The organism is Paenibacillus sp. FSL R5-0908, from assembly GCF_038006245.1.
GTDB lineage: Bacteria > Bacillota > Bacilli > Paenibacillales > Paenibacillaceae > Paenibacillus_AQ > Paenibacillus_AQ odorifer.
The window spans coordinates 5,989,873-6,005,138 of record NZ_JBBOUV010000001.1; the positions used below are offsets into that span (position 1 = coordinate 5,989,873).

10 protein-coding genes and 1 pseudogene are annotated in these 15,266 nt (G+C 43.7%); 7 read left to right on the top strand and 4 right to left on the bottom strand.

Annotated elements, in window-relative coordinates; genetic code table 11:
* Position 1: 1 nt before the first annotated feature.
* The 3 genes from MKZ09_RS27265 (at position 2) to MKZ09_RS27275 (ending at position 3,466) form a co-directional block, all read left to right on the top strand.
* Positions 2-1,654: a site-specific integrase gene (locus tag MKZ09_RS27265; protein WP_076208285.1), complete on the top strand. Its 1,653-nt coding sequence runs from the start codon at positions 2-4 to the stop codon at positions 1,652-1,654.
* Positions 1,638-2,276, top strand: a complete 639-nt coding sequence (locus MKZ09_RS27270) for a hypothetical protein (RefSeq protein ID WP_076137832.1) — start codon at positions 1,638-1,640, stop codon at positions 2,274-2,276. Before MKZ09_RS27265 ends, MKZ09_RS27270 begins: the two co-directional genes overlap by 17 nt.
* Before the next feature lie 221 nt (positions 2,277-2,497).
* Positions 2,498-3,466 carry an adenylate/guanylate cyclase domain-containing protein gene (locus MKZ09_RS27275; protein ID WP_076137834.1) on the top strand — a complete coding sequence of 323 codons (969 nt, stop codon included), beginning with the start codon at positions 2,498-2,500 and terminating at the stop codon, positions 3,464-3,466.
* A 6-nt stretch (positions 3,467-3,472) separates the two neighbouring features.
* Here MKZ09_RS27275 and MKZ09_RS27280 read toward each other — a convergent pair whose 3' ends face one another.
* Both MKZ09_RS27280 and MKZ09_RS27285 read right to left on the bottom strand, forming a co-directional pair.
* Positions 3,473-4,210, bottom strand: coding sequence for an adenylate/guanylate cyclase domain-containing protein (locus MKZ09_RS27280; protein WP_076137836.1), 738 nt, complete (start codon positions 4,208-4,210; stop codon positions 3,473-3,475).
* A gap of 14 nt (positions 4,211-4,224) precedes the next feature.
* Positions 4,225-4,752: a Pycsar system effector family protein gene (locus MKZ09_RS27285; protein WP_076137837.1), complete on the bottom strand. Its 528-nt coding sequence runs from the start codon at positions 4,750-4,752 to the stop codon at positions 4,225-4,227.
* A gap of 792 nt (positions 4,753-5,544) precedes the next feature.
* Between MKZ09_RS27285 and MKZ09_RS27290 the strand changes: the two are divergent.
* From MKZ09_RS27290 to MKZ09_RS27305, 4 genes and pseudogenes are all read left to right on the top strand, one after another.
* Positions 5,545-5,697 (top strand): annotated as a pseudogene (locus MKZ09_RS27290) (ABC transporter ATP-binding protein); the annotation flags it as partial.
* On the top strand, positions 5,694-6,743 hold the full coding sequence (locus tag MKZ09_RS27295; RefSeq protein WP_076137840.1) for an ABC transporter permease: 1,050 nt from the start codon (positions 5,694-5,696) through the stop codon (positions 6,741-6,743). The pseudogene MKZ09_RS27290 and the gene MKZ09_RS27295, both read left to right, overlap by 4 nt.
* 57 nt (positions 6,744-6,800) lie before the next feature.
* Entirely contained in the window at positions 6,801-7,490 is a 690-nt protein-coding gene (locus tag MKZ09_RS27300; RefSeq protein WP_076099430.1) for a TetR/AcrR family transcriptional regulator, read from the top strand.
* Between the two features lie 81 nt (positions 7,491-7,571).
* Positions 7,572-10,916, top strand: a complete 3,345-nt coding sequence (locus MKZ09_RS27305; protein WP_076208287.1) for a DEAD/DEAH box helicase — start codon at positions 7,572-7,574, stop codon at positions 10,914-10,916.
* 73 nt (positions 10,917-10,989) lie between these two features.
* Here the strand turns inward: MKZ09_RS27305 and MKZ09_RS27310 are convergent, their stop codons facing one another.
* The gene (locus MKZ09_RS27310; RefSeq protein WP_341041547.1) at positions 10,990-12,183 is read right to left on the bottom strand and encodes an exosporium glycoprotein BclB-related protein; all 1,194 of its coding nucleotides are present in this window, start codon (positions 12,181-12,183) and stop codon (positions 10,990-10,992) included.
* A 426-nt stretch (positions 12,184-12,609) separates the two neighbouring features.
* Positions 12,610-15,264: a collagen-like protein gene (locus MKZ09_RS27315; protein WP_341041549.1), complete on the bottom strand. Its 2,655-nt coding sequence runs from the start codon at positions 15,262-15,264 to the stop codon at positions 12,610-12,612.
* Positions 15,265-15,266: the final 2 nt, after the last annotated feature.

Here is a 15,266-nt window from a genome sequence, read left to right on the forward strand (position 1 = left end):
TATGGAGTTAAAGCAAGTGATCAATTCTAGCGGAACATTAAAAACCATTTTGATCGAGGATGTGGTGTTCCATTCCGATGAAATCTCTAAGTATAAAGATATTTTTGATAGTTTAAAAACACTAGGAATCATTGAACAGGGTGAATTTAGTGATCGACATTGGTACACCTTTGACGAGATAAAAAACGTGATTGTCCCCTTGCGCTTTGAATTAGATGTCTACGCTGAATTACAAATATCACTCAAATGTTTCATTGCAAGCCAACTGGCCATGTCAAAAGCAGCGAGCACTGCAAAGCAGACTCTAGAAAATTTAAAAACAATCATTTTTGAAACAAACGGCATTAAATTCGATAATTTTAACTCTTTTTTATCTCAATTGGAGGTTACATCACCTGGCCAAGCATACCGATATAGTCGCCACTTGATAAACTTTTTGAATTTTCACCCTATAAAAAATCGAGACAAATTCCTGGAACGCTGCTACACTATTTCTCGAATAAACACAAAAAACAGAGATCTACCTGAATTAGATGATATTATCGAATTCGACAGGATCGTGAATGATTATTTTCGAAGAACGCCCGTAGAAGATCATTTAACGTTTAAACCCATCCAAATTTTTTGGATCATCACAAATATCGTTCCTCTACGTCCTTCTGAATTCACCTTAATAAAAACGAATTGTTTAGAGAACAAGAACGGAAACTATTATATTGAGGTTCCAAGAATTAAGAACGGCGAAGGTGAAGGTATTCATTACCAAAGCATTCAGATCACCGATGATATCTATTTCTTTATTAAAGAGTTTATTCTACGCCAAAAGCAAATGGGCATTGAATCACACTATCTTTGTTCCTTGGAATTTCATGAGCGTTCATATGAATCCAGTTGGCCGCGCAAAGCTACCGATGGCTCGGAATCATTCCAAGATAGAGTCACATCTACCCAACTTCATGGGTTACTCAAACGATTCTATAAACAAGTCGTTGAAGGTATGTACAATGAGCATACATCCATGAAAATAATACCTGCTCACACTAGACATTTTGCGATTATCAACATGTTCCTTCAAGGCTATAACATACTTTCCATTGCAAGAATGGCTGGCCATTTAGATTTAAAAACACAAGATAATTATTACAGCCATGCAAAAACATTTGCACAATCGCATGTATATAATTTATTGCGTACCAGCATGGGAGAGAAAATGGGACAAAGCATCCCCAATGGGATATTCGGATGGAGACAGAAACTTCGAGAAAAGTCGGCACGATTCATTAGGTACTCTCACGATGAACTCAACGATAATTACCGAAAAGTAACGCACGGATACTGCAAGAGTGGAAATTTCCCTTACGATTGCGCCGAAGATTGCCGTGTCTGTCTCCCCCATTTCATCTTCAAACCTAGACTAGATGAAGAACGCCAAGCTGGAAAGTGGTTGGAGAGTTACTCCAAGGAATTAGAACAAAAAATCGACTCAACACTCGATTTGATGATTAGCACGAGCAAGAGTCTAAGTAAGCTATCCAATCCACTTACCGAAGCCTCTTTCTCAAACGCTTCAAGGCAACTACAGCAATACATGGACCACAAATTATTAGTAGATTTTAAGATTAGCGAAGGTGAATACAATGGCGGGGAAATCTAATTTTACAGATGATCAACTTATGGATCTAGCTGACGAAATCAAAGCAAAATACAAAGGCAAAGAATTAACCCCTTCTTTATTAGAACGAGAAACAGGGATCGGTCGCATGACCTGGAAGAGACGTATTGACGATTACCTTAACGAATTGAACAACCCCCTGGTTCGAGATATGGGAACAAATTCAGATGATATGATTTTATTCCCCAGTATTGAGACCATTTTCACTAGGCACGGATATAACGTGGATAGCCATGTCAAGTTGGTTAATGCTCTTCATGAACTAGAGTTGTTAGTCCAAGATCTTTATAAAGAAAAACAACAACACAAAGAGCAATCGAAGAAGTACGAGAAAATAAAAGATTCTTTTGAAGAGCAAAACAAAAAAATTCAAGCCTTAAAAAGCCAGAAACAATATTACGAAACAAAATATAACCAACTTGTAGTCTCTAGTTTAGAACCTCATTTACGCAAAGAGCACGGCATTACTGCCGATATCATCGATTTCAACGAAAATAAAAAGTTCTATGAAAAACTTAATTCTTTAGAAAAGAACTTTCCAGAACCAGAGGAAACCTCATCACAGAAAAAGATTGAGGAATTGGAAGACGAGTATGGTTTTTAGCACGTTTTTTCCACTTCGCATCGCGTGTTATCATTGAAATATCAATAGATAAAAAAGAGCTGCGTTATCTACACTATCTAAAGAAGCACTTATTAGCGTAAACTGATATGCTCCCATCATTGTAGCAGTAGAAGTTTTTGTTTTTTACACTGTCCACTTGACAGGGAGCACTTCATTGCCGAGTGCTTTTTAAAATCTATAATTTCTAAGGAGTACTACCTATGGGGAGTATCATTGATCTGAAAAATTTATTGGATGAAGAGATCGAACTCATCTTATCGACGGACTACGAAATTGTTGTAACGGAGACGATGTTTGTCCCTACTATTGATGATTCCCTTATTACATATCCAAATTTGGAAACGATGCAGCAAAAGGTCAAACTGATTGAAACGTGTGTACTATACATCGATATTCGCCGCTCTACCGAACTCAACCTCACTCACCGTAAGGAAACGGTCACGAAGCTTTATTCTGCGTTTATCCGATCCATGGTTAAAGCGGCGGAACAATATGGAGGTAAGGTCAGAGGGATTGTGGGTGACCGCGTGATGGTCGTATTTGACTCTTATCAATGCTGTACCAATGCATTGAACACCGCAATACTCATGCATTCCATCAGCGAGTATTTACTAAACAAACACTTTAACAAAAATGACATTCAATGTGGGATCGGCATTGATTACGGAAAAATGCTCGTCTCTAAAAATGGAATCATCAAACAAGGCGCAGAAAATATTTCCAATAAATCACTCGTTTGGCTTGGAAAACCCGCGAATGTTGCTTCTAAACTTACAGATGCGGCGAATAAAATAACCACCATATCCCAAAAAGAAACGATAATTGAAGAACGTCATGAGTACAAATACTTAAAACAAACAGACTGGTACAAAAGGAGCATTACTTCTTTCTTGAACAATTTAGAAAATACATACAGCTCGGTTCTTAAACATAAAGATCCGAATTTCAGTTCATTTATACATTATCAAGGTACTTCGACTTCCTCGTTCTCTACTCCGCCGATATTGTTTACAGCGGATGTATTTGAGGGTTTAAAAATGGAATCTCCTGAAGATAAAGCATTAGTGAACAGTTGGTGGAAGGAACAAACACAAGAATCACTATCCAATTTCGCCGAAACGATCTACGGGGGAGATATCTATTTTGAGTTTTTTGAAAACTCTAATTAATTGTGCTTAAACAGTCCAGTAATAATTGGTAGTGTAGTATGTTTGCCACTCATTGTTATATTGAAACGAATGTGATGTCCACATATTCACAGTTTGTTTAACACCCCAATCATTAGTATAGGTATGGATTTTTACTTCATCTGTTAAATTATTATAAACGTAACTCGAAATACTGATATGATTAGGATCTTTTGCCTCATCTCCCAGCCGAGTTGACTTGTTTACTGCATTACCTACCCAAAAAATGTCTCTATTATTTTCCCCTGCAATTCCAATTTTAGTTGCCAATATTTTTCCGTCATCAATACCTATTCCAAAATCAATTGCAGAATATTTAGAAAGGTAGTTATTGATTCCACTTTCTGAATCTGAGATCATGTATTTCATTTTCATCGCAGCTTTAACTGCATTGCTTAAAGTAAGCTTGCTTGTTCCTTGAAAAAAAACAAGCATGCTGTCCCCGTTAAAGGAGCGAACTTCACCACCCAGGCTTTTTGCTATCTTAGTGACAGTATGAAAATAAGCCATATGAATTTTAGCAACCGTTCTACGGTTGTGTTGATTTAGGATCTTTGTAGACCCTCGCATATCTATGAACAACGTCGTTGCTTCAAAACGAAGACCTGTATTACCAAAGGTCAGCTTAGTATCATTGATATCAGGTACATAAGTAACATCAGTAACTTCAAAATTGGTATCCATGATCTCTTTTACTTTGCTAACGATATCCTCTTTCAGACCCATAACTACACATCCTTTTATACAAGTTGGGTTAAGAAAATAAAAATAAGAAGAAGTCCAATAAGATAGAACATGCGACTCATTACTTTATTTAACGACTCGGTTTTTGAAAATAAAATTTGTGAAACTTCATATACCTGCGCTGCAATTTCTTGTTCGGCTTGTTGATCTGGCATATTTTCTACTTCTTCTAAGTACCGTTCTTTTTCCATGAGCTTGATGTGTCCATAATAAAATAAGGAGTGATGCTCAGGAAGATAGTGCTTGGCTACACGTGGTTTTAAAATTTGATTAATTATAATTCGGATTTTATACAATAATAATGCAAGGGTTGCGACTCCGACCAGTAGCGTAAGTGAAGATAAGAATCCATTCAAAGGAGACATCAGAAAGGGATTTACAAAGTGCAGTTTGCTTGCGTTATTCACAAATGCGGTTAAAATGAACCCGAAAATAACGAGAATTGCCGACGATTTCTGATCCATAAAGCGAATTAAATCTTGAATATTCTTAAATGAATCCAACGTGAAACTATACTTGGACAAAAAGGACCACCCCGAGTTTTCAATATGATAAAATCTTTTATTTTTCTACAGAATATTTTACCATAATCGACAAATCCAACATACGAACATTTTGGGAATATATCGAATTAGTGTTACAAAATAATCATTGTAAGAATATACCATCAGTATGATAGAATCAGTTGACTGAAAAACAGGAGGGTTAAAAATGAACCTTGCAGAATTGTTTGAAGCGGTGCGACAAAAAAATTATTAATCTCCTTGTAGAAGATGATCTCTATTTCCAATTCATCAGGAAATATTTCGCAATAGCTTTTGTTTTGTTTAGAGAACATCAAAAACAATTCCAATCCTTGTCCAATCGTGAAGTCATCAAGTGCGATTTTCACATTGCGATGTATATGAGTTATGAGTTGTTTTACGCATCATACTCACACTTTTCTATAAGTGTCCATAAATAACACTTTTGGCCCCATCATAAACTCCGCAAAACCTCTGCAATTTTATTCTAATACATTCGTTTTGCCGAACGTTAGACCCACTTTCTCCGTACTTAACAGAGTACAGTATTTAAGCCAATCATAATAAAAAGATAAATATTTTTTTGGGATTCACCAACATACTTTACATAGCATAAAAAACCCCTTATCGTTTAAGGGACTCCTTTCGAATGTTGTGCAATTTTACTATGTGCAGCCTTTTCGTTTGTGCAGATTTTCATTGTGTGCAATAATCTTGAATCAGTTACGCCTATACTCCGTATGTATTTGTATAACAAACCAACCATCTTGTGCATCATTTTTTTATGATATGCATGTCATGGATGAGGCCGAAAAATGTGACCGGCTCGGAATGATCCGTGATGGCAAGCTACTTGCCGCCGACACGCCTGCAGGACTGCTGCAAGCCACCGGTTCAGCTTCTATTGAAGAAGCCTTTTTATATTATGGAGGTGTACGTTCATGAGAATCCGAGCGATCACCTTAAGGATTTTGCGGCAATTTATTCATGACAAAAGAACGATGGCATTAATGTTCATTGCACCACTCCTCGTTCTAAGCTTAATGAGCTTGGTCTTCAACGGTGACGCCTATGAACCAAAAATCGGTGTGTCCGGTGTCCCTCTAAATATGTCAGCTGCGTTAAAAGAACAAAATGCCACCATCAAAGAATATGCCAGCGCAGAGCTGGGAAAAGGCGCTTTAGTAGAAGGAAACATTGACGCTTTGATCACTTTGAACGGAACCGCCGGAGATTCGCAAGTTACGCCTCAAGTGCTGCTAGAAGGTAGCAACCCTACAGCCAACAAGGCAGTAATCATGACGCTTCAACAAATCTCCCAGAAGTTTCTTCCAAGCACAAAGGAACAATTACAGCCGCAGATCAGCTATCTTTACGGTTCTGAGAATATGAAGACGATCGACCGTTTCGGTCCCATTATGATTGGCGTCTTTGTTTTCTTTTTCGTATTCTTGATTGCAGGTGTATCCTTCTTAAGGGAACGAACCACAGGCACGCTTGAACGGCTACTTTCGACTCCATTAAAAAGATGGGAGATTGTGCTCGGGTATGTATGTGGTTTCGGCATATTTACCGTTTTTCAGGCGCTATTGATCTCATGGTATTCCATACAGATTCTTGGCATTATGATGACTGGCAGCTTTGGTTACGTGTTGCTGATCACATTACTCCTATCGATGACAGCGCTGACGTTGGGCACACTGCTGTCGGCTTTTGCAGCCAATGAGTTGCAGATGATTCAGTTCATTCCGCTCATTATAGTGCCACAAATCTTCCTCAGTGGATTATTCCCGCTCGATACCCTTCCACTGTGGCTCCAGCGCGTTGGCCTCGCTACACCGATCTATTACGGATCAGAAGCGCTGATGAACATTATGGTCCGTGGCAAAGGATGGAGCGCAATTGCACTGGATGTCTATGTACTAATAGGATTTTCGCTGCTATTTATGCTGCTGAATGTATTGGCACTGCGCAAGCATCGCAAAATGTAACTTCACAAAAGCTATTATCATATAAACAAAATGAATCAAGCATGGAGGGCTATTGTAATGAAAGAGGAAGTTTCTAGGGAACAAAATATAGAAGAGCAGTGGATAGAAGAACTGCTGACCCTTGGCAAAGACGAGAAACTGACACCGAAGCAGATTTCTATTCTACAAGCGGCGATTGAGGTATTTTCCGAAAAAGGATACTCTGCGACTTCAACGAGTGAAATTTCTCAGAAGGCAGGCGTGGCGGAGGGAACGATTTTTCGCTATTACAAGACTAAAAATGATCTGCTGCTTGCCATAGTAGGTCCTACCATGAGTCGCATGCTTGCGCCTTTTGTGCTGCGGAATTTCAACGGCGTGCTTGATATGCCCTACGACAGCTTTGAGGAGTTCCTGCGGGCATTTATGATCAATCGACTGGATTTCGCCCGCAAGAATTTTAAAATTCTTAAGATTCTTATTCAGGAGATTCCTTTTCAGCCAACAGTTAGAGCGCAGTTTGTAGAGAATATTCTTAGCAAAATACTTGAGCGCGTGATTGATATTGTTGAACATTTTAAGGAAAAGGGTGAAATCATCGAGGTCCCTACACCCACACTTATACGCTTCACACTCTCGTCTGTCGTAGGTTATTTGATGAATCGCTTGCTGCTGCAGCCAGATAAGGACTGGAACGACGAGGAAGAAATCAATCTGACGATCGCTTTTATCATGCATGGAATAAGTAAAGCAACACCCCCTATTTGATGCGCACGCCCGTTCTGTTATCATAAGTACTATATTGAATTCGGACTTTTCAAGATCAAGTTATGAGGAAGGAATTATGTTATGGGCTTTAGTGTATCAGAACGGGTAATCAAACTGCTGTGCGGCAAGTCTATTTTTGAAAAAGGATTAGCTTATTACCAAACTGAAAGTGTCGATATAATTGAAGTTGAAGAATACAATGTCTCCATTCCAGATTTGCCCCGCTCTCGATATGAAGCCATTGTTCAGGGGGCGATCGACTATGAAGTTATGGTGGTCATTGATATTGATGGGGATGTCCAGGCAGAGTGTAATTGTCCAGCCTACTCCCATGGGGGGCCATTCTGTAAACATATCGCGGCTGTGCTGATCAACGTTGACGCCCTTAAAACTGGCCGAGATCGTTCAGAGCTTACCGGAGCTTCGCACCTATCTTCTATAGAAGATACTGAGATTCTAACCCCACGTATTTTTACTGATACTGCGCAAGACAACGGGGGAAAGTCCAGAGATCAACAGCTCGTAAGCAGCCTGCTGGGGATGTTCAGCAACCATACACCGCGTCCTAGCGGTACGGGGGCTTTTGTAGATAACAGACTTCCTCTAAATATAGAGTTTACATGCAAGCCGTTCACTTATAGTTACAGTCACACCATGCTTGGTATAGAAATGAAAGTCGGTCCAAAACGTCTATATATTGTTCCGAAAATAAGGGGATTTCTAGAAAGCGTACACCGCGGAGAATCCTTTGAGTTCTCGAAACATTTTATCTATGATCCTGCCATTTACAGCTTTCGGAAGGAAGATAATGTTGTTCTACAGAAGCTGATTGATATTGTATTAAATGAAAAAATGTACCGCGATAACGTCACTCCTTACTCACCTTATGGGGGGAGTATTGGGGGAGATCGGTTGCTGGCCGTCCCTCCTTTTTTCTGGGAGTCGCTTCAGCCTGCGCTTTCAGAGGTCTCTTCGGTATTTTTGCAACAAGAAGAGATGCTGTACGAAGGCATCCATGTGTCTAATGAGGCACCTCCACTCAGCTTTGAATTTGAACAGGCAGAAGAGGATGGATATCATCTAGATATTCAAGGACTTGAGCAGATTTCGGTCTTAGAAGATTACGGGATGGTACTATCGGAAGGTAAGTTGCTGAAGCTATCCCCCCAAGAATGCATACGCCTTGCTGAAATGAAAAAAATGCTGGATTCCTCCCGCCGAAATGGCATCGATATTGCCCATGAGCAAATGGAGTCTTTTATGGATAAGGTTATTCCTGGTCTGAAAAAGCTGGGCAACGTCCATATCGCCGACTCCATTGCGGATCGGATTGTTCAGCATAGGCTTATCGCGAGACTTTATCTGGATCGTGTGAGAGATCGGCTGCTCGCCGGACTAGAGTTCCAATACGGTGACATTGTGATCAACCCTTTAGATGAAAAAGCCCATGTTCGCGGGACGAATTTGATTCTTTTACGAGACGGGGAGGGAGAAGCTCGCATTCTGGAGCTGATGGAGCACGAATCTTTCGCTAAAACCGAAGGCGGATTTATTATGACAGACGAAGAGGGCGAATACGATTTTTTGTACCATACCATTCCGCTGCTGGAACCGCTGCTTTCGGTTTATGCGACCTCCGCAGTCAAAGCAAGACTGTTCACGAGCACTACACCCCCAAAGGTGAGCATTAGTTGGAATGAAAAGACGGACTGGCTTGATTTTAAATTCGATATGGGCGGGATTCCAGAAGCTGAGATTGTTATGGTTCTGAAATCCCTGCAGGAAAAACGCAGATACTACCGCTTGCCTGATGGAGCCCTGCTACCGCTGGAGAGCGAGGAGCTTCAAGAAATCATTACCTTTATGAATGATATAGGCATCCGGGAAGGTGAGATCAAAGGGGTGGAATTTTCTCTGCCCGTTGTTCGCGGGTTACATTTGACCTCCACGGATGCTAAGAGTGACTCCATTAAGCTGGGCAGATCCTTTAAAAGGTTACTTGCGAACATGCGGAATCCTGAGAATCTTGATTTCCCTATACCTGACAGTCTGGTTCCTGTGCTAAGGGATTATCAACAGTATGGGTTTCAGTGGCTGAAGACGTTGGCCCATTACCGCTTTGGTGGTATTTTGGCGGATGATATGGGGTTAGGCAAAACGCTGCAAAGTATCGCTTTTCTCCTGTCAGAACTTCCCGAGATCCGCCAGAATGGACTGCCTGCCCTAATTGTCGCTCCTGCGTCTCTCACTTATAACTGGCTTAATGAGCTTAAAAAATTCACGCCAGAGATCAAAGCTGTCATTGCAGACGGTAGTCTAATTGAGCGCGGGCGGATTTTAAAAAATACAACGAAAGTTGATGTAATCATCAGCTCTTATCCGTTGCTCCGCAGAGATGTTCAGCTGTATGCTAAAAAGTCTTTTCATACCCTGATTCTCGATGAAGCACAAACTATAAAAAACCATACTACACAGACAGCCCAAGCTGTAATGGCGCTTCAAGCCCGGCACCGTTTTGCACTTACGGGTACTCCCGTGGAGAATGCGTTGGAAGATTTATGGTCCATTTTCGGCACCGTGTTCCCTGGGTTGTTTCCAGGCAAAAAAGCTTTTCATGATTTACCAAGAGAAACGGTTGCGAAGCGGGCGCGTCCCTTTTTGCTGCGGCGCTTAAAGAGTGATGTGTTAAAGGAACTTCCGGACAAAATCGAATCCGTACAAGCATGTGAACTGCTGCCGGAGCAAAAAAAGTTATATGTAGCTTATCTCGCCCGTTTGAAAAAAGAGGCGCTTAAGCATTTGACCCAAGATAGCTTCGGCAATAATAATCGGATCAAAGTTCTGGCTGGACTAACTCGTCTGCGCCAGTTGTGCTGTCATCCTGCTCTTTTTGTCGATGGATATGAAGGAAGCTCTGCTAAATTCGAGCAGCTGCTCGAAATCATAGAAGAATGTCGCAGTTCGGGTAAACGTATGTTAGTATTCTCACAATTCACAGAGATGCTCGGCCTGATTGGACGTGAACTAGGATATCAGGGCATTCCATACTTTTATTTAGATGGTCAAACGCCTGTTTCTCAACGAGTAGATTTATGTAATAAATTTAATGAAGGGGAGCGGGATATTTTCTTAATCTCCTTAAAGGCCGGGGGGACCGGGCTCAACCTAACTGGGGCAGACACTGTAATCCTTTACGATCTTTGGTGGAACCCTGCCGTCGAGCAGCAAGCTGCGGATCGGGCTCACCGGATCGGGCAGAAAAATGTAGTGCAAGTAATTCGTCTCGTCACCCAAGGCACCGTAGAGGACAAGATGTATGAGCTGCAGCAGAAGAAAAAGAACTTGATCGATGAAGTCATCCAGCCAGGTCAGGAAAGCTTGTCTACCCTTACTGAGCAAGATATCCGGGAGATTCTGATGATCTAAATAACAATATTGGAGAAAAAATCAGGATATCCTGTAGCCCATAGGGCTATCGGGATATCCCTTTTTCTTCAGATTATGCGATTGTAACTCCTGCACTAGCATAGCCAGCAACAGTTGTTGCAACGTCAATTCCAGCCGTTACCGTTGAAGTGAAGACCAATAACAAGCGTTCTCCCACTGTTACAGGAACGCTTAAGCCTGTGGTATTACCACTGCTAATAGCTCCAAGAGCAATTAATCCTGTAAGCGCAGGACTTAACGTAACTAAAGCCCCAGGTACTGCTGTGAAGGTATTGTTAGGTGTAGTAGATCTGTATAATTGAGCCGTGATTGTTACCGTAGACCCCACCAAACTAACGGAAGCTGTCGCACTGAAATAGGCTGCCATAGACGTAATCGTTCCAGTTCTAGGGACCGAGAACGCAAAGTTCAGCAAGGTTCCAGCCGCTCCGGTGAGATCTATAGTACCGCCTGTAATACTGATATTAGTTGCACTACTACCAAAACCAACTGTACTTGAAGTATTCAAAAGCCCCCCTAATACAGTGGTCATTGCTACTGGAAGACCAGAAGAATATGGAATAATTGCACCTGAACCAGTAGCACCTGTGGCTCCCGTTACACCAGCAGTTCCTGTTGCTCCCGTTGCTCCAGCAGCTCCTGTCGCTCCCGTGGCTCCAGCAGTTCCTGTTGCTCCTGTGGCTCCAGCAGTTCCTGTTGCTCCAGTTACGCCAGCAGTTCCTGTTGCTCCTGTGGCTCCAGCAGTTCCTGTTGCTCCTGTGGCTCCCGTTGCTCCAGCAGCTCCTGTGGCTCCAGCACCTGTGGCTCCGGTTACGCCAGTACCTCCTGTCGCTCCCGTTGCACCAACGCTTCCTGTAGCTCCAGTAGCTCCAGTAGCACCTGTAATTCCTATATATTCTCCATATAATTCAGAGTAGACAAGGCGATGAGCAGTCACTAATTGGCCTGTGCTGCTCTTCCCCCAAACTGAAATTTGAATGGGATCATCAATCGTAATAGGTGTTGTGAATAGAAATTCAAATGAATCAAAGTTTGCATAATAATCCCTATTAACCACTTGATTAGGAGCTAAATTAACCTGTTCACTTACATATAAAGTTCTTGTCCCATTCATATAATAGCCTTCGACTTGAACCGTTGACGGAGTATCATCACTCTGATTGACAATTTTAAGAGTAACAAGCTGAGTAGGTCTTACACCGCCTACCAGATTATTTTCTATAGGACCAGTAGATAGTTGACTCAATTTTCAACACCTCATTTTTTATGAATTTTAAAATACGCTTATTATTTGAATTGGAAAATCAAACCAACCGAACAAAATCCTTCTCAATAGTTCTGTATAAAATATGGTTCTATCTATAATCATTCCTCCCACCTACTCTAGGTTGATAATCTATGAGCCTATAAAATCAGTTCATATTTTTTGGCTCTTTATAGTATTATTCTTATTTCGAATTAAGGTGTGGACATCCATTTAAAAACTACTGTTACACATATTTGATACATTATAGCAATCTGAAAATCCGTAATGGATTAATAGAAGAAGAACCTAATAAGCATCGCTCTAGTCAACTTATAACATATCGCCAACAAAACAGGGGATAACCCGAAAGCCATACTTACGGCTACCGAATTACCCCTGTTGTAAATACTGAACTCGAAGATAAACTTAAGTTAATTCATGAACAGACCAGACGATACCTGCTGAGTTCGCGCCACCTAAATTCAAAGGAACCGTCAAACCATTTGCCACATAGAACAAGCCAATCACATCACCTGCGGTTAATGCAAATTCTCCAGCCAGCGTCACAGTACCACTTCCCAAAATTGCTCTCAAATCTAATATAAGTGCAACATTCACATCAAGTACTGGGAACAAGCCACTTACCAGATTTGTTGCAGTAGGAGAAGTTCTCTGAACTACGAAAGCCGGATTAATTCCAGTACCAAGACTGACAGTGAGTGAGGCAGTTGTGGAGTAATTGATAGTCGCTTCAATCGAATATCTACCAGTTGTCGGAATAGTATAATTTCCCCCAACTTCGTCGAAGGACGGGCTATCATAAAAAGGTGTTGTCACAGTCCAGCCAGTTAATTGGGTAGATGTGGAAATTGCCAATGAGGGCTTAAAAGCAGAAAAACCTTCTTGTTGAATGTTCGGACCTGTAGCTCCAGTTACTCCGGTTACACCTGTTGCACCAGTAAGCCCAGTTGCTCCGGTTACACCAGATATTCCTGTCGCTCCGGTTGCCCCAGCTGCTCCCGTTGCTCCCGTTGCTCCTGTTGCCCCAGCTACTCCTGTTGCTCCGGTCACTCCAGCTTCACCCGTTGCTCCTGTTACCCCAGCTACTCCTGTCGCTCCGGTGGCTCCTGTTTCACCCGTTGCTCCGGTGGCTCCTGTTGCTCCTGTTGCACCAGTCGCTCCTGTTTCACCCGTTGCTCCGGTGGCTCCTGCTACTCCCGTTGCTCCGGTGGCTCCTGCTACTCCTGTCGCTCCTGTCGCCCCAGCTACTCCCGTTGCTCCGGTCACTCCAACTTCACCGGTTGCTCCGGTTACACCAGCTACTCCTGTCGCTCCGGTGGCTCCTGCTACTCCTGTTGCTCCGGTTGCACCCGTTGCACCAGTCACTCCTGCTCCGGTCGCCCCTGTTGCTCCATCCGCTCCGGTTGCACCAGTCGCCCCAGTTGCACCAGTTACTCCGTCTGCACCAGTCGCTCCAGTTGCTCCATCTGCACCAGTCGCTCCCGTTACTCCATCCGCTCCGGTTGCACCAGTCGCTCCCGTTGCACCAGTTACTCCGTCTGCACCAGTCGCCCCAGTTGCACCAGTCGCCCCAGTTGCACCAGTCGCTCCTGTCTCTCCTGCTCCGGTTGCTCCTGTTGCACCAGTCGCTCCCGTTGCTCCATCCGCTCCAGTTGCACCAGTCGCACCCGTTGCTCCATCTGCCCCTGTAGCTCCTGTCTCTCCTGCTCCTGTTGCTCCCGTTACTCCATCCGCTCCGGTTGCACCCGTTGCTCCAGTTGCTCCTGCTCCGGTCGCCCCTGTTGCTCCATCCGCTCCAGTTGCTCCAGTCGCTCCCGTTGCTCCATCCGCTCCGGTTGCACCAGTCGCTCCTGTTGCTCCAGTTGCTCCGTCTGCTCCGGTTGCCCCTGTCTCTCCTGCTCCGGTCGCTCCCGTTGTTCCATCCGCTCCGGTTGCACCAGTCGCTCCAGTTGCTCCAGTTACTCCGTCTGCACCAGTCGCCCCAGTCGCCCCAGTCGCCCCAGTTGCTCCATCTGCACCAGTCGCTCCAGTTGCTCCGTCTGCCCCTGTAGCTCCATTCTCTCCTGCTCCGGTCGCTCCCGTTGCTCCATCCGCTCCAGTTGCACCAGTCGCTCCAGTTGCTCCTGTTGCTCCATCCGCTCCATCCGCTCCAGTTGCTCCAGTCGCACCAGTTGCTCCGTCTGCTCCTGTTGCTCCATCCGCTCCGGTTGCACCAGTCGCTCCAGTTGTTCCAGTTGCTCCGTCTGCTCCTGTTGCCCCTGTCTCTCCTGCTCCAGTCGCTCCCGTTGCTCCATCCGCTCCGGTTGCACCAGTCGCGCCAGTTGCTCCATCTGCACCAGTCGCTCCAGTCTCTCCTGCTCCGGTTGCTCCTGTTGCTCCATCCGCTCCAGTTGCTCCAGTCGCTCCAGTTGCTCCGTCTGCTCCTGTTGCCCCTGTCTCTCCTGCTCCAGTCGCTCCCGTTGCTCCATCCGCTCCGGTTGCACCAGTCGCGCCAGTTGCTCCATCTGCACCAGTCGCTCCAGTCTCTCCTGCTCCGGTTGCTCCTGTTGCTCCATCCGCTCCAGTTGCACCAGTCGCGCCAGTTGCTCCGTCTGCTCCCGTTGCTCCTGTCTCTCCTGCTCCGGTCGCTCCTGTTGCTCCCGTTGCTCCCGTTGCTCCATCCGCTCCGGTTGCACCAGTCGCCCCGGTCGCACCAGTTATCCCTTGCGTTACACCAAGCAATTCTGCATGTACAAGTCGATGGGCAGTCACAATCTGGCCAACGCTATTTTTTCCCCATACTGAAATTTGAATCGGATCATCTACCAGACTTGTAGTTGTAAAAATAAATTCGAACGCATCAAAATCGGCATAATAATCACGTGTTATAACTTCATTAGGTGCTACATTTATCAGCTCGCTTACATATAAAGTTCTTGTCCCATCCATATAGTATCCTTGAACAAGAGCCATTGATGAATCAATGTCACTTCGGTTATCAATTTTGACAGTAACATGCTGAGTAGGTCTTACACCCCCTACCATACTATTGTCTATCGGTCCGGTAGATAAATAACTCAATT